Origin of the sequence: Ekhidna sp. (genome assembly GCF_040220215.1) — a bacterium.
Taxonomy (GTDB): Bacteria; Bacteroidota; Bacteroidia; order Cytophagales; family Cyclobacteriaceae; genus Ekhidna.
Genome location: NZ_JAVJTR010000023.1, coordinates 84,453 through 104,130 on the forward strand (window position 1 = coordinate 84,453; position 19,678 = coordinate 104,130).

General features: G+C 40.6%; 13 protein-coding genes. 3 read left to right on the forward strand and 10 right to left on the reverse strand.

Annotated elements, in window-relative coordinates:
* Positions 1-142: 142 nt before the first annotated feature.
* The 8 genes from RIC88_RS15950 to holA all read right to left on the reverse strand — a co-directional run bounded on the left by RIC88_RS15950 (position 143) and on the right by holA (position 10,221).
* The gene (locus RIC88_RS15950; protein ID WP_350218563.1) at positions 143-1,360 is read right to left on the reverse strand and encodes a bifunctional folylpolyglutamate synthase/dihydrofolate synthase; all 1,218 of its coding nucleotides are present in this window, start codon (positions 1,358-1,360) and stop codon (positions 143-145) included.
* Positions 1,357-2,163, reverse strand: coding sequence for a hypothetical protein (locus RIC88_RS15955; RefSeq protein ID WP_350218564.1), 807 nt, complete (start codon positions 2,161-2,163; stop codon positions 1,357-1,359). The genes RIC88_RS15950 and RIC88_RS15955 overlap by 4 nt, the downstream gene beginning before the upstream one ends.
* Positions 2,163-2,552 carry an ExbD/TolR family protein gene (locus tag RIC88_RS15960; protein WP_350218565.1) on the reverse strand — a complete coding sequence of 130 codons (390 nt, stop codon included), beginning with the start codon at positions 2,550-2,552 and terminating at the stop codon, positions 2,163-2,165. The genes RIC88_RS15955 and RIC88_RS15960 overlap by 1 nt, the downstream gene beginning before the upstream one ends.
* Positions 2,552-3,226, reverse strand: coding sequence for a MotA/TolQ/ExbB proton channel family protein (locus RIC88_RS15965; RefSeq protein ID WP_350218566.1), 675 nt, complete (start codon positions 3,224-3,226; stop codon positions 2,552-2,554). Before RIC88_RS15965 ends, RIC88_RS15960 begins: the two co-directional genes overlap by 1 nt.
* A 69-nt stretch (positions 3,227-3,295) precedes the next feature.
* Positions 3,296-4,495: an SPOR domain-containing protein gene (locus RIC88_RS15970; RefSeq protein WP_350218567.1), complete on the reverse strand. Its 1,200-nt coding sequence runs from the start codon at positions 4,493-4,495 to the stop codon at positions 3,296-3,298.
* Positions 4,496-4,555: 60 nt separating this feature from the next.
* Positions 4,556-6,211 (reverse strand): porin family protein, encoded by a 1,656-nt coding sequence (locus tag RIC88_RS15975; RefSeq protein WP_350218568.1) that lies wholly within the window; start codon positions 6,209-6,211, stop codon positions 4,556-4,558.
* The gene (locus RIC88_RS15980; RefSeq protein WP_350218569.1) at positions 6,212-9,145 is read right to left on the reverse strand and encodes a tetratricopeptide repeat protein; all 2,934 of its coding nucleotides are present in this window, start codon (positions 9,143-9,145) and stop codon (positions 6,212-6,214) included.
* A 53-nt stretch (positions 9,146-9,198) separates the two neighbouring features.
* Positions 9,199-10,221, reverse strand: a complete 1,023-nt coding sequence (holA, locus tag RIC88_RS15985) for a DNA polymerase III subunit delta (RefSeq protein ID WP_350218570.1) — start codon at positions 10,219-10,221, stop codon at positions 9,199-9,201.
* 36 nt (positions 10,222-10,257) lie between these two features.
* On the opposite strand from holA, the gene RIC88_RS15990 reads away from it, so the two are divergent.
* Complete coding sequence (locus RIC88_RS15990) at positions 10,258-12,678, forward strand: ATP-binding protein (RefSeq protein ID WP_350218571.1); 2,421 nt, start codon at positions 10,258-10,260, stop codon at positions 12,676-12,678.
* Here RIC88_RS15990 and RIC88_RS15995 read toward each other — a convergent pair.
* On the reverse strand, positions 12,659-13,042 hold the full coding sequence (locus RIC88_RS15995; protein ID WP_350218572.1) for a response regulator: 384 nt from the start codon (positions 13,040-13,042) through the stop codon (positions 12,659-12,661). The genes RIC88_RS15990 and RIC88_RS15995 overlap by 20 nt on opposite strands.
* Positions 13,043-13,216: 174 nt before the next feature.
* Between RIC88_RS15995 and RIC88_RS16000 the strand changes: the two genes are divergently transcribed.
* Positions 13,217-13,987 carry an outer membrane lipoprotein-sorting protein gene (locus tag RIC88_RS16000; RefSeq protein WP_350218573.1) on the forward strand — a complete coding sequence of 257 codons (771 nt, stop codon included), beginning with the start codon at positions 13,217-13,219 and terminating at the stop codon, positions 13,985-13,987.
* Between the two features lie 10 nt (positions 13,988-13,997).
* Complete coding sequence (locus RIC88_RS16005; RefSeq protein ID WP_350218574.1) at positions 13,998-17,069, forward strand: WD40/YVTN/BNR-like repeat-containing protein; 3,072 nt, start codon at positions 13,998-14,000, stop codon at positions 17,067-17,069.
* A 71-nt stretch (positions 17,070-17,140) separates the two neighbouring features.
* Here the strand turns inward: RIC88_RS16005 and ligD are convergent, their stop codons facing one another.
* Positions 17,141-19,456, reverse strand: coding sequence for a non-homologous end-joining DNA ligase (gene ligD / locus RIC88_RS16010; protein ID WP_350218575.1), 2,316 nt, complete (start codon positions 19,454-19,456; stop codon positions 17,141-17,143).
* Between the last annotated feature and the right edge of the window lie 222 nt (positions 19,457-19,678).

Genomic DNA, 19,678 nt, shown 5'->3' on the forward strand with positions numbered 1-19,678 from the left:
CACCTAAGAAGGAGGACCTGCAAAGGCGGAAGATTGTGATTGGTCATAATTTCTACAACGTTAGATTCCCAAATCTCGCTCCTGCATCGCACCAAAAGAAAAAACGGATGAATGGTATTTCGCGATAATGAATAAAAAAAACTTATAATTCATCAACCTCAGCAACCACAAAGGTGCTACCTGTGATCAAAATCAGATCTTCAGGTCGTGCCTTTTCTTTTGCAGCATCAATGGCTTCATTCACATTTTGGTAGCACTCTCCTTCCATTCCATGCATCACTCCCTGAATAGCTAGTTCTTCAACTGATAAAGCTCGAGGGACTGATGATTGCGTCCAATAAAGCTTTGTTTCTTTAGGAAATAAGTCGAAAATGGGCTTGAGTGCTTTTTCTTTAACAGATCCGAAAATGAGGTGAAGCTGGCCTTTTTTTAGCTGGTTAATTTGATCAAAAAGTGATTTCAACCCATCTACATTATGGCTTACATCTGCAATTTGAAGCGGGCTTTCACCTAAGACCTGCAGCCTGCCTTTAAGTCCAGTTAGCTCATTGATCTTTTCTACACCATCTGAAATATGTTTTTCAGTTATATCCCAGCCTTGCCTGATCAGTTCATGAATGACAGACTCAATGCCGCCCATATTCTTCAAAAGGTATGCTGGAACTAGCACTTTTGGCTTCCAGTTAGAAATTCCAGCCTTTATTAAGACAGCTTCATTATTCTCTGCTATTTGTTCAAAAACCGGTGCTGTTTCCGGAAGCGTCTCTCCTATTACTACAGGAACATGCTTCTTGATAATTCCTGCTTTTTCTGCCGCAATTTTCTCCAGCGTATCTCCCAACATGTCCATATGGTCGTATCCGATGTTGGTGATGAGACAAACCTCTGGTGTTATCACGTTAGTGCTATCCAACCGCCCGCCTAACCCTGTCTCGATAATGGCTATGTCTACTTTTTGTGTAGCGAAATACTCAAAAGCCATGGCTACAGTAATTTCAAAAAATGAAGGATTAATCTCTTCAATGACAGGTATGACTTTCTTTACAAACTCAATCACAAACTCAGGAGATACCTCCTTTCCATTTATTCGAATTCGCTCTGTAAAATTCTTTAGATGTGGGGAAGTGTAAAGCCCGGTTTTATATCCTGCCGTTTGCATAATGGCAGCTATCCCATGCGCTGAAGTGCCTTTTCCGTTAGTGCCGGCAACATGGACACTTTTAAACTTCTTATGCGGGTTTTTAAGGTTCTCAAGCAATTTCAGTGTATTGGTCAGGTCCTTTTTAAAGGCTGCCTTTCCTACTCGCTGATACATAGGCAATCGAGTAAATAAGTACTCGAGTGTCTGATCGTATGTCATCTGGATTTAATAATAAATGTAATGGTGCCAGTGGAAACAGGAGCTGTTTTATAATCGGCTGTTTTACTAAAGGTCAGTTTCTCTACTGCCTGTCTATATTTTCTCTCGACTGTGGGAGAAACAGTGGATGTTACTGTTTCAATTTTCACCAAATATCCGTCCTGATCTACTACAATTTTGTAAACGATTTTACCGGATTGATCTGAAGTATCATCAGGCTTTGGTTTGAAATCCCACACCCACCCGGATAAGGCTAAATTAGCTCCTTCAGCATCGCCAGTGTTTGGACCCTGACTTCCATAAATAGCTCGTTGATCTAATTCTCTCTCTTCATCTTTTCCTTCGGATGGGTTGTCACTGGTCTCTTCCGATTTGGTTTCAGAAGGTTTCATGACAGCTCTATTGTCTACTTCTTTTTTCACTTCCTCCTTGACCGTATTTGTTTCCTCAGACTTTGCTTCTTCAATTTTGACAGGGCTTTCTACCTGTGACTTGGGGATCGGTTGTTCAGATACTTCCTCAGCTTCAGTCTCCGTCTGTTCGGTATTGTCGCTTTGGTTCTCTTCAGCCTCTTCTTCAGGTAGTTCTTCAGTCTCGGGTGCCTGTTGTTCAGGGGATGAAGTCCCCGGAGCACCAGCAGAAGTAGTAAAGCCTAGTTCAATGCCATATTCCGGAATCGGTGGAAACGGTTCTCTCCAGGCTACAATGAAATAAAAGAGCACAAGCAAAACAAGCTGTACACCTATGGATGTAAGCCAGCCAATTCGCTTATTTTTTTCCTCCTTTTTTTCTCTTTCGTCCATTACTCTGGTTTCGTTGCGATAGAAACTTTAGCTTTTAACGATGTTGCAATTCCTGCTACTTCTACCAACCGCTCTACAGGAACGGTCGCGTCACAATGCAATACGACAATGCCTTCTTTGCTCGTTAGGTTCGTCCTTAGAACAGATTCCAGTGAAGAACGATTCACTCGTTTATTATTCACGAAGTAGATTAAATCCTTGGTGATCGTAACACTCACTTTTTGCATCACAATCTCTGATGATTTGGATGACGGTAAGTTCACCGGTAATCCTGAGGGCGTGATGAAAGAAGCCGTAAGCATGAAAAAGATCAATAACAGAAATATGATATCCGTCATGGATGACATGCTGAAGCTTGCATTCACCTTATGTTTCGACTTCAAATCCATTATTTCTTTGGTTCTTGCAATAGATCAATAAAGTCTATAACGTTAGACTCCATGGTGTGGATGACTTTTCCAACCTTAGAAACAAGGTAATTGTATCCTAAATAAGCCAGAATCCCGACAAAGAGACCTGCTGCTGTAGTAATCATCGCTTCATAAATCCCGGATGAAAGCAACTTGGGACTAACTGCTCCTTCTTCCTGGGCAATGGCAATAAAAGCCTGTATCATACCTGTTACAGTCCCAAGAAAACCAATCATAGGTGCAGCACCGGAAATGGTTGCCAGTAAGTTGAGATTCTTCTCCAACCTGTAAATCTCCAGTTTTCCAACATTCTCGATACTGACTTCAATATTCTTCAAAGGATTTCCAATACGACGTATCCCCTTTTCAATCATCTTGGAAACAGGCGTTTCTGTTTTACTGCAGAGCATTAAAGCACCGTTAATATCCCCGGAAATTACCAGCGATCTGATCTGATCTTTAAATGATTCGGGCGTTTTTGAAGCGGCACTTAATGTTCTAGACCTTTCTACAAAAATATAGATGGCGACCATCCATAAAAGGAGAATTGGAATCATCATATAGCCACCGTTGGTGACTAATTCCAATAATGAGATGGTTTCCTCTGATTCCAAACTTTCGACCACAGGGTCTTGCATAACACTGATGAGCATATGTACTTTTTATCTTGAGTTAATGAATAGGTTACCTATTCAAACAGACTGAACGTAAAACCAGATGGATTAGTACCTAAGAATCCATGCATCCTGCGTATACTCTGACTTAACCCCTTCGATTACTCGTTGAGCATCAGAAAGCGTGCCATGTCCTGAAATAGCTACCCTATGTGTAATTGCATTTCCAAAAGGTGGAATAATGGATGGGCTTTTCCCAGCGTTGGAAAGCTTGGTTGCATAATCCATGGCCATATCACCATCTAAAAAACTACCAATTATTACATAGAAATTACCTGTACGGCTGGTCAGAGAATTCACTGTACCAGGAGTAGCTGTTACATTATTGGTTCTCGTATTCGCAGGCTGCCTTGTTGGTGCAGGTTTTGCCTGAGCTGGTTGCTTCGCAGCAGCGGTAGACGTACCTTCTTCCTTTTGATCAGTTGTATCGTCAGTCTCACTCTCGGCAGGCTTCTCAGCCACTGGTTTCTGTACAGGTGGCTTTGTGGCTTTTTCTGCAACAGGCTTTTTCTCTTCACCACCTCCCATAGGGGACATCAACCAAAAAATAGTACCTAAAGCTGCGAAAATCACAATACCTATGATTACAACCCTTGCAAATTTGCTCTTACTCTTAGCCTCTGGCTCATCGGATTCGAAAGCAGGCATATCAGACATACTCTCCTCTTCTGTGTCCATCAGCTCCTTTTCAAATTGAGCGAACTCATCCTCATCTAAAACATCACTATCAAAAACCGAGTCTGACATTTCATCATCATCGCCCAGGTCACTCATATCTCCCAAATCGTCACCCAAATCATCTTCAGAAGGATCAAAATCATCAAACGATTCTTCCTCATAAAAATCATCTTTGGCTGTGTCTGACTTACTATCATCTACTGAGTCATCAGCAAAATCATCACTACCCTCTTTCATGGAGGCTTCTAGTTCTTCATCCGAAATTTGATCCGGGATATCTTCATCATCGTCTTCGGTTGTATCAAAGTCATCCGAGGCATCAAAATCATCAGAAGCTTCAAAGTCGTCCATTGACTCATCTTCAAAGACAGAATCATCGGTGGCCTCTACGGATTCTTCCTCTTTAGGCTCTTCCTCAGGAGTTTCTTCAGCTTCCGGCTCCTCAGCAGTTTGTTCCTCTGAATCATCTTCTTCTAAAGCTTCATAGTCTAACTCTGGAAGTCCAAAATCCTCGTCATCCCCGAAGAAATCGTCTTGATCTTTGTCTTTGTTCTTATCGTCTTTAGCCATAGGTATGTTTTATTGACCGAACCAAGATAAAATAAAATTCATTATTAGGAAATATTAGTGTCAGAAACGGTACTGACCACCAATTTTGAAAGCGAGTCCTCGGGTCGGGTACCCCAAATATCGTTCGTATTCATTATTAAGCAAATTATTTACATCAATGAATACAGATGAACGATCATTAATCAGGTATTTAAGGCCGATTCCAACATCCATGAAGGCTTTTAGCTTGAGATATCCGAAATCCACGTTTGCAGGAGCCCGGATACCTCCCATGCTTGTCAAATAGGCTGAAGCAATGAATTTCTCCTGAATATTGTGGCTTGTATATGCTTTAAAAATATATGCGGGCTTGTGCCAGGGCTTGTCAAGGGATTCAACTGAATAACCATTTATTTCCAGACTAGCACCATATGTACTTGAGGAAGTTGGCATAAAGGATACGTTTGACCTAAAAGTGGTCATCGCAACTGTTTCTGCATCATACGTAAGGGTGTATCTGGCTGAATCACCTAAAGATGGGACATAGAACAGTAGGCCATTCAGGCTGGAATGAGTTAGAGAAACATCCAGACGCAAGGTGCTTATAGGATTACCATTTATTCCTCCACCAACACTGAATTCATCTTCGGTAGATAATATGGACAGGGAATCATCCATAAATTCATTTTCATTAAGGATTTCTTCCAGGGAGTTCCAAGAAAGCCCACCGGATATTTTACCATAAACTGACCAATCGGGCGAAATATCATAGGTTATCCTTGCTTTGGGATAGAAGCCCGTTTTGGAGGAGTCATCAAAGCTTGATGATGCGACTACAAAACCAGCTCTGGCATTAAAACTTTCACCTTTATGACCAACCCATGGATTTATATTGATTAGCGACCGATTGTATTTGATCCCTCCATCATAACTGGCCGTATTCCCGGTAATATCAATCCCAAGATTAAATGCTTTATCAATGTCATATTCCAGTCTGCTTTCAAGTCCAACTGCAGATTCATTGTTTCTTGAGTTTTCTGGATTAATATCCTGATTTGTTAAAGTAAAGACAGGCTTTAAGTAAAAATCAATTGACTCGTTACCTGTTTCAAGAGCCGTTGAAAGCATGAAGTGGTTTAGTCTTGAATCATCGGGAATTGCGCTATCAAACTCATCGTAAAACCTGTTGGTATTGCCAAAGAACCTATATTCTTTGCTGTAAAATGACAACATTGGAGTAATTGAAAAGGATTCCTGATCGAGAGCAAATGAAACATCTACCTTGCCAATGGAATTTTCACTGTTTTCCTCGTTAACCGGCCCTGATGCAAAGCTTTCATAGAATAGTTTTACTCCGCTATCCCACAATCCAAAGGTCTGAAAGAGACCGACCTCCATCAATGGCGATTTGTAATTTCCATAACCCAGCTTTATATAATCGTCATAGGCTGACAATGGGTATGGCTCACTCACCTGCTGATGTGAAACATCCGTTTTATAGTCCGGCCATTCGAATTTTGGTTCTTGTACATTAAAAGACTGATTTAATGGATCATTGCCAAAAGATCGGGGTGTACTTCTGATGAAAATTTTGTCAGCCTGAGGTAGTATAATCTTCTTATCTTTTTCAATCACGATTTCACCTGTCAGCACCTCACCCTGATTTTGAGTGGAATCGTTTTGTGCCCATAAAAGTCCTCCGTAAAGGAGAAATATGAAAAGAAATAATTTATTCATTTATTCCCGATTTTGAGTAGAGTCAGATATAGCACCCACGCGCTCGATCTCATTAAGTAAAGCAATGGCATTATCTTTTACTTGTTGATTTTCAGAATGTTGTATAATCGATCTTAAAGTGGCTTTTGCCTGAAAAGCATCTCCTTTTGCATTATAGTTTCGAGCTATTAGAAGATATGATTTATCTACCCATTCCTGATAGCTGCCAAACTTACTATTCAGATCAAATAAAATATCCAGTGATTTGTCGAACTGGCCCCTTTGAAATTGAATTAAAGCAATGGTATAGTTTGCTTCAGCTGCGTAGACATCACTATCTTCTGCAAGCTTGCTAAAATGGATTTCAGCCTGCTCCGGATTATTTAGATGTAGATAGCTTCGGGCTTTTACTATTTGAGCTTCCTTCTCTCCATTAAGAGGCTTCCATTCCAATGCAATGATGTCATCCGCTTTACTGATTGCGTCAGCATACCTTTCATTTAAATAGTACAATTGCATCAGCCCATAGTGAGCATTGTAGGTGTCTTTGGGGGTAAGGTTTAAACTGATCAGTAATTGATAAGCTTTGGATGCTTCATTCACATTATTAAGTCGCTTATTTATATCTCCCAAACGATCAAGAATACGTCCTGTAAGCGTATTTCTGAGATATTTGAGATCATTGAAATGAATTTTTGCCTCTTCCAATTTATTAAGCCTGTAATAGGAATCAGCTAAATAATATTTCGCTTCAGATTTGTTTCCGCTTGCTGGATAATCTTTGATGAATTTTTCCAGGGTCTTAATGGCCTGATCATAGGCAAAATCAAAATACAGTCTTTTCGCTGCTTCAAATTCAATCAATTCAAGACTACCGCTTTCTGGATTCACCTGCTTGTAGTCCGCAATATACTTTTCGAGGCTATTGATTGTGACCCCCAATTGCTGCAGTTCCTGTAGTCCCAAAATGGCATTTAGAGCAATGTCTGATGTTATATGATTTTTGAGAATAACTTCATAATCGGCTTTAGCAGTTTCTAATTCTCCTAAATTCTTACGACATACTCCCCTGTTTAGTAAGCATTCACCTGCCAATGGGTCTGAAGGTTGATTGTTGATCACATTGGAGAAAAGACGCTCAGCCTCTTGAAAATTGGCAGATTCGAAATGAATCATCGCCGACTGGAAGGTGGCTTTAGCGCCATACTTCTCAGAGCTTGAAATTTTCCGAAAAGTACTTAGCGCTTCACTATCCTGATCCAGGTTTTTCAATGTCAACCCTTTCTGAAAAAGCAGATAGTGAGAATTTACCTGAGCTGAAAGTTGATTATAAAGTTGCAAAGCTTCCGCGTAAGCTTTCGTAGCATAGAGACAGTCAGCTAATCGCACTCTGGCATCTAATTTTACTTCAGGATGTGTTGATTTCTCTGCACTCCTGAAGTGTTTAATTGCTGACTGGTAGTTTTGAGAATTATAATGTGCATAACCAATTCCATAGTGCGATAACGGATCCAAAACAGTCTGGCTTTGATACTGCTTAACAGCGTCACTGAAGTTACCATCGCGTAGGGCCAGCTCCCCCAAGTGATAATAGCATTGATTTTTAATATTGTCGTCCAGTGGAAACTTAAGACTTTCATTAAACCACTCCCTGGCAGCAGAAAAACTGGCATCATTGAATGAAAGCAACGCTTTTTGAAAAGTCACTTTTTGGTAAACCTCTCTTTGCGTTTGATTCCTAATTCCTGCATCTCGCAAATGATTGATTGCCAAATCAAAGTTGGATGTTTTGAGATATGACTGAGCAATAAGGTTCTGCATTTCTTCCGCTTCCCTTCCACCTTTAAACGCCTTTAAATAGTCCGATGCATAATTAATCGATTCAGTAAAATTGCCAAGTTGGGCATTGATTTTAGCGGCTTGATATAGAGCCTCTTTTTTGATGGTCACCTTATCTGAGGCGGAGGCCTCAATGTATGCAGTCAATGACCGTTCGAAATTTCTCTTTTTGAGGTACAACCTTGCCAGTTGAAAGGCACTTAATTGAGCATATTCACCACCCTGAATGCCAGCTTCCGTCAAATAATCAATTGCCTTGTCTTCGTTCCCGATCTTGAATTTTGAAACGCCTGCCTGATAGTAGAGTGCGGCTGATGGTTTATCAGGATGCAATTTTATTGCCCTATCAAAATAGGCATCTGCTTTTGCCACATCATTTTTCACAGCATACGCCTCGCCTAGTAGTTGATGAAAGCCCGAGTTGGTAATAGATCGGTCGTCACTCAGTTCGCCCTTTGCCAGGTCTATGACTTTCTCAGTATCACCCTTATCCAATGACATCTTTGCAATGAAAAACTTGGCAGAGTTGCCAAATTCTTCGCTATCCACCACTTGTTCAAAGCCTTTAAATGCATCCTCCTTTTTACCTAAATGATAATCTGTAAATGCCTGATAGTAGGTTAGTTTAACTTCATCTTCGAAACCATTTTTTTCTGCATGCTGAAAGAGACCGGCAGCATCTTTATAGCCCTTGTCTTCCAGTCTCAACACACCATAAATAAAGCCATAGGAAGCTCCATTTCGTAAAGTGAGGTCACTTGAATTTACCTTCTTTAAGTAGAACCTACTTTTAGCATAATCCTGATCGTAGAAGAAATACTCGCCCAAATGAAAATATACCAATGGTTTAATCGGATGCTTATCATTGGTGCTTAACCAGTCCTCAATTTGAACGTGATTCTTTTTGCCGGACTTTAGCTCACTAAGAAGTAATAATATACGTTCATCTTCTGAAATAGAAGAATTGTTTTTATACATGGAAATTACTCCCGCATAATTGGCCTGCTGAAAGTCTTCAAATGAACTAAGCTCTGAATAGCTGCGACCGTAGATGGCATTTTGTGCCAGTCCTGCAAACGTATTTAGCACGAATAAAAGAAAAAGTATCCTTTTCAATGAGAAGTAGTTTTTGACCATCAATTGCAACGAATATTTATCACCAAATTGTGTTAGTTCATCAATTTGTATACCAACTCTGTTAAGACAGGACCTTCTTTTTTGGTGGCATACCCAATTCCTTTTGACTGCATGTCTGCTTCATGCAGATACTTAATATTATCAACCACTTTTCCTACCGGGTAATTTCGAGCCGCCTGAAGGTATTCCTTTACAAAGAATGGGTTTACACCGATAGCTGATGCAATTGTCTTCTCATTTTTATCCTGGGAATGATGAACTAACAAAAGCTTACTGTAGTAGGAGAATAAACTATAGATAGTAAGTACTAAAGGATTGTTACTTGGATTTGAAGCGAAGTAATTAGCGATCTTAAGCGCTTTTAGCTTGTTCATAGCACTCAGTGCTTTTTGGAGCTCAAAAATGTTGTAGTCCTTACTGATTCCAACATACTTCTGAACCATGGCGCTACTTACCTCCTGTCCATCCTTCACATTCAACAGGAGCTTCTCGATTTCGTTTGCTAATCGCTGTAGGTTATTACCAATGTTTTCAGAAAGCATCATGACAGCTCCACTGTCAATCTTTACACCTCTTGATTTGCAATAGCCCTGAATCCAGTCAGGGACTTGATTATCATAGAGTTTCTTAGCATTCAAAAAGACCGAATTCTTTTCGATTGATTTACCAAACTTGGTTCTTTTATCTACGGTCTTATATTTATAACCGAAGACCAGTATTGTGCTGGGAAGCGGGTTCTCGACATAATTGACAACCAGTGTTTGAACTGCCTCTTTGGTCCAGTCACGCATCTCCTGAGCTTCTTTCACAATCACCACTTGTCGTTCTCCCATCATGGGATATCTTCTCGCTGCTCCAATAACATCTGTGAGTGAAGTGTCTTTCCCGTAAAGGATGATTTGATTAAAACTTTTTTGACTTTCATCCAAAGCAGTATTCTCAATATTTTCAATAATATTGTCGATGAAGAATGTCTCCTCTCCTTGCAGAAAATAAACCGGAGCGAAGGAACCGCTGTTAATATCCCTTAGGATTTCAGAATAATCGGATGCCATATCTTCCAAAGGTAAAGGCTACCTTAGATAATTGTAATGAGGAAATTTCTATTTCTTTCTTTAATTGGTTTTTTAAGCTGTCCGGCTCTGTCGCAAACTGATGAAGTTGACAGCCTTCAGTTGGTTCTAAGCAGACTTCAGGCAAAAGATCCTACCTATGTGAATGTAGCTAATGAAATTGCTTTTAAACTAAGCATGGTAGATCAGCAAAAATCAATTTATTACATCAACCTTGCAATCTCAGTAGCAAAGGATATTAACTATCAAAAAGGGCTGATACGAGCAACGACCTTAAAGGGAAATAGCTTTTTAATCATAGGTCTTCCGGATCAGGCACTCTCCTACTACTTAGAGGCCCTGAGGTATGATGTGTCAAAATACCCTCATGAAAATGTTCGCCTATTCAATAATATAGGCGAAGTATATCGAAGGAAAGAAGTTTTTGATTCCAGTCTTAAATATTTCAACCGGGCTCTGGTTTTGGTTACCAATGAATTACCGGAGTTTCAACCGGTCATAATTCTTTCCAACCTTGGTGAAGTAAGTTTAATGAAGGATAATGTCGAGAGTGCCGAAAGGTATTTTGAGCAATGTCTTACTAATTCACTAGCATCGAATGACAATAGAGGGCAAGGATACGGCTACTACGGACTAGCTGAGTGCGAAAGTCGCAGAGGTAATTTAGCAGCTGCAATACGTCTTATGAAAAGTTCCATTGCTTCACGAAAGCAAGCGAATCATCAGCGCGGTTTAATACAATCATATCTCAAGCTTGGCGATTATTATAGCAGCGATCAAATCAGCCTCGAAGACAGTGCTTCGCATTATTGGGAAAGTGCGAGAATACTGGCTGAGAAAAACAATGCCAATGACCTTTTGAATGAAGCTTACAACAAACTGTATTCCTATTACCTGGGAAGCGCTCAAATTCAAAAAGCAGCGTACTATTTAGAAAAGCATAAGAACCTTGGAGACAGTATTAGAAATGCTGAATTTATTTCCAACGTTGAGAAAATGCAAACTGCATTGCAATCTGAATTGATTCTGGCTGAGAATAGACTGCTTAGGCAAGAGCAGATACAGCGCGAGGCTGAAGAAGATGCCAGACTAATTGTTTTAACACTTGCTTTTACCATTGTTTTAGGGCTAGGATTTGCGACATATCAATTTCGAAAAAGAAGAAAGTCATTTGCTGAGAACCAGAAAGACTCATCGTTCACCAAAACACTCCTCGCTCTCTCTAAGGAATTAAATGAGCGTGATTTAAAAATTGATGAATTCATTGATAATCTTCTGAGAATTTCGAGAAATTCATTACAATCTGATCGGGCAACCTACTGGCGATTGGATAAATCGAACGATTCAATCTACCTGGCCGGGGTGAATGAAAGAGGCGGATCAACTAAGATTCCGTCACGCTCATTTGACAGAGATCAATTCCCTAAGTTTTTTGATGATTTTTTAGGTAACAGAACGGTTGCTGTGACCAGGATAAGTAAAGATGAGAGACTTGCTGATATTTATGAACAATACTTCAAGCCATTCGGTATTGAGTCAATTCTAAATGCCCCTATCCTCATAGATGGGAATTTTGTAGGATTCATCTCGTATACTATGACCAATTGTACCATACGTGAATGGGATATTCAAGAGCAAAGATATGTCGGGTCTTTAGCGGACTTAATTGTAGCGGCTATTGCTAAAGATCGTGGTAACAAGCTGGAAGTAGAAAAGGAAGGGCTCATTAAAAAACTTCAAATAACGAATAAAAGCTTAAAAGAATTTAATAGTGTGATTAGTCACAATTTGAGAGAACCCCTGACTCAAATTATTGGGTTTTCCAGCCTTCTCAATGAACAACCTAAAGAAGCTGACTTAAAGGAAATGGTTAATAGAATCTCTTTGGCTTCTAACAAAATCGATAAAGTAATAAAGGAATTAAGCACCGTGCTGAACCAAGATGAGCCTAAGGCTGAAGAATTCAAAATAATTTCATTGGAACGGCTAATTAAAGAGGTGCTTGAACTTCTTCAAAACGAAATTAAAACTCAAAATATAACCATTGAGCAGAAGCTCACGATCACAAAGATCAAGACATATAAACCATTTTTATCGGATGCTCTTTATCATATTATTTCTAATTGTTTGAAGTTTTCAAATCCTGACCAAAGACTTAATATTCAGATTGAGACTTTTGAAGACAATCAGAATGAAATCATTAAGGTTTCAGATAATGGCAGAGGTATAAACATGGATCAGGTTGGAGATAAAATTTTCAAAATGTATCAACGATTTCACTTGGACGTAGAAGGTCGTGGTGTTGGTCTTTTTATAGTTAAGAATAGAATCACCGCCTTAAACGGCCTTGTGAAAGTTGAAAGTGAGGAAGGCGTAGGAACTACTTTTACGTTGGAGTTCCCTAAAAATATTTCACTTCTTAATTCAAGTAAGCCCTAACGAGATCATTCAGCATTTCGATCGAAAGTGGCTTAGATTTATATTCAATTATTCCTGATTTTTTTTCAGCCATTTGTTTATCAGCAGGATTTATAGAAGAGGTTAAAATCACAATTTTGTTCTCCATATTCCCAACCATCACCTCATATTGATCTAAAAATTGCCAGCCATTCATTATCGGCATATTGATATCTAAAAAGACTAGAGAGTCTTCTATTGATGTTACATTTTCATTGAAGTAATTTAATGCTTCCTGTGCTGAGTCGAAGGTAACGACTTCATCCACAAGCTCAGAACGCTCTATAATCATCTTATTGAGATAATTGGTCGTAGCATCATCATCAATCAACACAATTCTTTTCATGTTATTCTCCATTTGCTGGCTTGAAAAATATCCTTACAATATTATTCATTTTCACAACTAATCAAAGACAAGCTTTTAAATGAATCCTTTTAATCTTCTATACTGCCGATTAGCATAATAAGTAATTTAAGTTCGTGCTTCGCCTTAAATTACATTACGAATAAATTAAACATTATGAGAAAATTCCAACTACTTATCACAGCACTAGCTGTTTGCGCTCTTTCGAGTGCTCATGCGCAAGACGTTACCGTTGATGAAATTATCGACGGATATTTTGAAAATACCGGCGGTAAAGATGCCTGGAAAAGCCTTAAAGGAATAAAAATGACTGCAAAGGTTAACCAGGGAGGTATGGAAATACCCTTAGAAATTGTACAGTTAACCGATGGAAAACAGTACACGAAAATTACATTCCAGGGTATGTCATTGATGCAGAATGTTTACGATGGTGAAACACTCTGGGGTACAAACTTCCAATCCATGAAAGCTGAAAAATCTGATGATGAAACTACTCAGAATATGAAGCTTGACACCAATGATTTTCCTGACTCATTTCTTGACTATAAAGACAAAGGATATACGGTTGAGCTGATGGGAACAGAAACCATTGATGGTGCTGAAACTTACAAAGTGAAACTTACAAAAGAGCCTAGAATGCTTGACGGTAAAGAAGTTGAAGACGTTTCTTTTTACTATTTCGAAACTGAATCTTTCGTGCCTTTGGCTGTGGATCAGGAGATCAAAGCAGGACCTCAGGCAGGAGCAATCGGAAGGTCTACCATGAGTGATTACCAGGAAGTGGAAGGCTTGTATTTTCCGTTTTCCATGACTCAAGGTGTTAAAGATGGTCCATCACAACCATTGATGATCGAATCAATAGTGGTTAACCCAGAGGTAGATTCGTCAGTGTTTGCATTCCCTGTGGAAGCTGCCAGCGGCGAATAAACAATACAAAATGAAGAGGATATATCTATCATTAATCATTACCCTTGGACTATTTTTTGGGTATGCTCAGGAAGAAATCGCATTAAAAGGAAAGGAACTTTTCGGAGATTTAAGAGCCAGACATATTGGACCTGCACTCATGAGTGGCAGGGTCATTGACTTAGAGGGACATCCTAGTAACGACCGTATTATATATGTCGGTTCTGCAGGTGGTGGTGTTTGGAAGTCTTCAAACGGGGGTGCTTCTTTTCAACCCATTTTTGATGAAAACGCACAATCAATTGGAAAAGTAAAACTCGACCCAAAAGATCCCGACAATAAAATATGGGTTGGAACCGGAGAAATCTGGACCAGAAACAGCGTATCAATTGGAGACGGATTGTATAAATCCATCGATGGAGGCGTGAACTGGACCAAAGCAGGTTTCGAAAATTCAGAGCGGATCAGTAGCATTGAAATACACCCCGAAAACACAGATATCATGTATGTGGGTGTGCTCGGTGAACTTTGGGGAGATAACGAAGAAAGAGGAGTTTATAAATCTATCGACAGAGGCCAGACCTGGGATAAAGTGCTCTACATCGATCAAACCACAGGATGTGGAGACATTATCATGGATCCTAAAGATCCTAACACACTTTATGCGTCCATGTGGGAGTTTAGACGCACAGGCTGGTCTTTTAATTCCGGCGGTAATAAAAGCGCACTTTATAAGTCCACTGACGCTGGTAAAACCTGGAATAAAATTCACAACGGTTTCCCTTCCGGTAAGCTTGGAAGAATTGCTATTGCGGTAGCTCCATCTGACAGCAAAATACTTTACGCTGTATTAGAGACCGAAGATGAAAATAAGCGAGGACTTTATAAATCGACGGATGCTGGTGCAAACTGGGAGCACCTGAATAGTGATTTTGGACTTGTGGTTCGTCCTTTCTATTTCTCGCGAATAGTCATTGATCCGAAAAATCCGAATGTAGTGGTGAAAGCCGGATTACTTGGATCTATCAGCAGAGATGGAGGTAAAACCTTTAAGAACCTGGGCAACATGCATGCTGATATTCATGACATGCTTTTCGATATCAATAATTCGGATCGAATGTATGTTGGAACTGACGGAGGTGTTTACAGAACATGGGATGGTGGTAATACCATGGAAATTGTAGCCAACCTCCCACTCTCTCAATTTTATCACATTAGTGTGGACAATGAAGAACCGTATAATGTTTACGGTGGTCTTCAGGATAATGGATCATGGTATGGCCCATCTTCATCTCCCGGAGGTGTAGAAGCCAGAGACTGGAATATGGTTGGTTATGGTGATGGGTTCAGGGTGTTGAGACATCCAACCAAGAAAATCCTTTATTCGGAGATGCAGGGAGCAGACAATGTTTGGAGGTATAACATGGAGACTCAGTCTACCAAGACGGTACAACCACTTCAGACAAAGGATGTTGACAAGCTGAGATTTAACTGGAATGCTCCAATGGCTGTCAGCGACAACCAACCTGATCGGTTTTACATGGGTAGCCAATACCTGCATATTTCAGACGATATGGGAAGCACATGGAAGGTTATTTCTCCTGACCTAACTACCAATAATCCTGCTAAACAAAACCAGGAGGATTCCGGAGGACTTTCAAAAGACAATTCCGGCGCTGAAAACCATTGTACTATTTTCACCATTGCTGAGTCTCCAGTGAATGAAAAGGTCATTTGGGTTGGTACAGACGATGGGAATATTCAGGTGACCAGAGATGGCGGTAAATCATGGACGAATACAACGCCGAATTTACCTGGTGGTGTACCAACAAATTTATGGGTTTACCACATTGAGGCCAGTGTTCATGGAGAAGGAACGGCATATGCTGTTCTGGAAGGTCATACCATGGGCAATATGGATCCCTATGTTTTCAAAACAACTGATTACGGTCAAACATGGAAGTCAATCGTAACGGATGAGATTTATGGTTTTGCCAGAAATATTCAGGAGGATTATTTCAATGAAGATCTTCTATTCCTTGGGACTGAATTTGGGCTTTATGTGACGGTAAATGGCGGTAAGAACTGGAATCAGTTTACCAATAATATGCCCCCTGTTGCAGTGCATCACATTGAAATGCAAAAGCAGACGAATGACATTGTGATGGGTACTCACGGTAGAGGAGTGATCATTATCGATGATATCAGCCCACTCCGGGAAATCACTCAGGAAGTTTTGGCCAAGGATGTGCATTTCTTTGAAAGCAAGCCTGCGATTATTGAAGAGAGTAGCCCTTTTGGTGGCACAGCAACCGAAATGGAATTTGTAGGTGCCAATGGAACCAATGATGTGAAAATCACATACTACCTGAAAAAGAAGCACATATTCGGTAAAATGAATATGGAAATTCAGGATCAGAATGGGAGAAAACTCACGGAGGTTTCCCCGGGAAAGTCCAAGGGGATTAACGTGGTAACATGGAATGGACTCATTCGTCCACCAAAGTTGGCGAAGGGTAAATCATTCGCATTTGGAGGGTTTACTTCTCCACGAATGCCTGCCGGAGACTATAATGTGGTAATGACTAAAGGAAAAGACACCTATACTACTTCAGTTACCCTGGTGAATGATCCTAAGTCTACCATCACAGATGCTGAGAGAAAGGCCAATCAGGAAACAGTTATAAAACTGTATGATATGTCTGAGCAATTAGCATATATGGTTTATCAAATTGATGAAATCATTGCGAAAGCTGAAGAAGTCAAAGCCCAGGGTGGCAAGGCTGCTGAGCCAGTGATCAAAGATTTGAATGACCTGAAAAAAACATTGGTGGTAACAACCGGTGACAACTATGTGGATTCTGCAGAACCACAGCTCAGGGGTAAACTTGCAAACTTGTATGCTAAAATTGCTAGTAGTTTCGAAGCTCCATCTGAATCTGAGCTAGAAAACCTTAGATTACTCGAAGAGCGATTTGAAAAAGCTAAAAATGATTTCAGCTACATACAAACCAAGCGTGTTCCTAAAATGGAGAAATTCATGGAAGGAAAAGAGATCACGAAAGTAGCGTTTAAATCCTTTGATGAGTTTATCAAGGAGTAGAATAAGTTGAATCACATTTAAAAAGCCATCTGCAATTTTTGTGGATGGCTTTTTCTTTGGAACTGATTAGATCACTCATTTATGTCAATCAACTTCTTAAACACCGGATCTCTAAAGGTACCATTATCAGTAATCATAGAATACTCCACTTCACACATGAGTTCAGGTTTTAACCAAAGCGTCTTTTTTTCTTCATGCACTTCTCCTTTTACAGGTTTATCTGCAGAAACTAAATCAATGAATTGTTTGGTGAGTGACTTTAAAAGTCCGTCATCAAAACCGGTTCCCACCCTTCCTCTATAGATCAGTTCTCCATCTTTTTCCTCGGCTAGTTGTAGTGAGCCAAACGACCGCTCTCTTTCTCCTTCACCCTGTGTAAACCCAATGATCTGACAATCCATTGTTTCTTTCACTTTCACCTTGATCCAGGCATCACTTCGTTTTCCGGGTGTGTAGCGAGCATCTATCCGTTTGGCCACAATTCCTTCAATACCATGTGCTTTAGCTGCAGCAAACAATGCTCGGCCATCTTCTTCAGATTGACTGATGCGGTAGTTGGTCTCTCCTACCCGGGTTGAATCGATCATCCACCACCTCCGGCGATCCTGTGGGTCGTTCATCAATGAGCGCCCATCCAGATAGAGACAATCAAATAAATAGCAATAGGCAGGTGATCGCTTCGACTCATAGTCAAAGTTCTTCTTGCTCATCAAACGTTTGATCACCTTTTTGAAGTTGGCTTTTCCTTCCTGATCGAGACATACAATTTCACTATCAAAAATGGCATTGTTGATACGAAAGGCCTGTTCCGGGACATTCAACTCCGGAAATTGCTCCGTAATGTCATTTCCATTCCGACTGTAAATCTTCAGTTGTCCTTCATTTAAATAAACCAACGCTCTAATTCCGTCCCATTTTACCTCATAATAATAGTCTCCATTAGGCACACGCTTAGAGGCGTCCGCCAGCATGGGCTTCATGACCTGATCCAACAAATTTTGCTGAGGAACATCCACACGCTCCAGTAGCCACTCTTTATCCTTCATCAGATGCATGCGGTATTCGGCACTTAGTTGCTTGCCGGATAAGCGGAAATAAAAGCCCTGTTTCTTTTCTTTGGTGATCTCGTACCTTCCTGTTGCATACACCCACATCATTCCACCACCATATTCACCTTTCGGTATTTCTCCTTCAAAGGTCAAATACTTCAACGGATGATCTTCGGTTTGAACAGCCAGCCTTTTCACTCCCGGAACCGGAGGCATGCCCCGGGGAATCGCCCAGGATTTAAGGATGCCATCCTGCTCCAGTCTCAAATCATAATGCAAGTGTGAAGCATGATGTCGCTGGATACAGAATCGGCTCCCCGGTGCTTCGTTTTCCGAGAGCAAAGGCTCAGGAGTTTTGTTGAAGTCTCTTTTCTTCTCATAGTCTGAAAGCTGCTCAGGAGTTTTATGGCGTTTATTCGGTGGTAATTCTTTTGCAACAACCGCTCGCTTGTCGGTATGAAGCGGCACGGCCCAACCCCTGATCTGCTCCCAGGCATCTCCATCCTCCATGACTCGTCCAAGTGTGGTTTTGATATTCCACTGATTAAGATCTTTCAATTGCTCAAATTCTTCCCATTCAATGGGCGTTGAAGCAGTTGCACCTGCCTTTCCTCTCAGGCTATACGGGCAAACAATGGTCTGTGAGGGGCGATTCCGATAGATATCCACCAGCACCCGTCCTTTCCGTGCCTCTTTTTTGATGTGAAGTGTGGTTTGATCATGTTTTTGGATGAAGTCAGATGCAACCTTCTTAGCTGCTTGAAAACATTCCTCAAACGAGTATTTAGCTTCTATGGGTGTAACCAGATGCAGCCCCTTACCACCGGTTGTTTTGACAAACACATGATAGTTGTACCGTTCCAGGTGTTCTTTGAGAGCAAATGCGATTTGCTTCAAGTCCTCCAGTGGAAATGAGCCATCTTCAGGTGGATCCAGGTCATACACGATATAGTCTGGCATGTCACTGTGTTCTGAGAAGCTGTGAATCTGGTGAATCTCCAGACAGGCCAGGTTGGCTAACCAAACCAAAGTAGCTTCTTCTTTAGCTACCACATACTCTTTCTTTCGCTCCTGCCCAAGTCGTTTGTAGTCAATCCAATCGGGTGTCCAATCCGGGCGATGTTTTTGGAAGAACTGCTCGCCATAAATCCCATCCGGATACCTTACCAATGACAGTGCCCTTCCTCGAATGTGATTCAGGATGGTAGGTGCCAGCTTCAGGTAATACTCAATGATTTCGGCTTTTACGATCTCATCCTCAGGATAAAGTACCTTATCCAGATTTGAGAGCTCTATCACTCGTTTCCCTACCTCCGCATGTATTTTCTGTTTCGCCATCTTCTATTCAATATGCTCCGGCAGGCAAGCCTACCTCCGCATGTATCTTTTGCTTGGCCATGATTCGGTGATAAATATAAGCAGACTGGAGTGGTCAGAAGACTTAACTAATCAGCTATTCAGTTTGTATTGAAAGACTTGCTAATCCTACTCAAAAAGTCTTCAGACCACTGACTTCAACCGCACGTTTTAGGCTAAAATTGGCATGTAAATAAGGTAGTA

Coding starts and splice junctions, on each gene's coding strand:
- RIC88_RS15955 (WP_350218564.1), bottom strand. CDS start 2,163: ATGGACGAAAGAGAAAAAAAGGAGGAAAAAAATAAGCGAATTGGCTGG.
- RIC88_RS15975 (WP_350218568.1), bottom strand. CDS start 6,211: ATGAATAAATTATTTCTTTTCATATTTCTCCTTTACGGAGGACTTTTA.
- RIC88_RS15960 (WP_350218565.1), bottom strand. CDS start 2,552: ATGGATTTGAAGTCGAAACATAAGGTGAATGCAAGCTTCAGCATGTCA.
- RIC88_RS15950 (WP_350218563.1), bottom strand. CDS start 1,360: ATGACATACGATCAGACACTCGAGTACTTATTTACTCGATTGCCTATG.
- RIC88_RS15965 (WP_350218566.1), bottom strand. CDS start 3,226: ATGCTCATCAGTGTTATGCAAGACCCTGTGGTCGAAAGTTTGGAATCA.
- RIC88_RS15990 (WP_350218571.1), top strand. CDS start 10,258: ATGAGGAAATTTCTATTTCTTTCTTTAATTGGTTTTTTAAGCTGTCCG.
- holA (WP_350218570.1), bottom strand. CDS start 10,221: ATGGCATCCGATTATTCTGAAATCCTAAGGGATATTAACAGCGGTTCC.
- RIC88_RS16005 (WP_350218574.1), top strand. CDS start 13,998: ATGAAGAGGATATATCTATCATTAATCATTACCCTTGGACTATTTTTT.
- RIC88_RS15970 (WP_350218567.1), bottom strand. CDS start 4,495: ATGGCTAAAGACGATAAGAACAAAGACAAAGATCAAGACGATTTCTTC.
- RIC88_RS16000 (WP_350218573.1), top strand. CDS start 13,217: ATGAGAAAATTCCAACTACTTATCACAGCACTAGCTGTTTGCGCTCTT.
- ligD (WP_350218575.1), bottom strand. CDS start 19,456: ATGGCGAAACAGAAAATACATGCGGAGGTAGGGAAACGAGTGATAGAG.
- RIC88_RS15995 (WP_350218572.1), bottom strand. CDS start 13,042: ATGAAAAGAATTGTGTTGATTGATGATGATGCTACGACCAATTATCTC.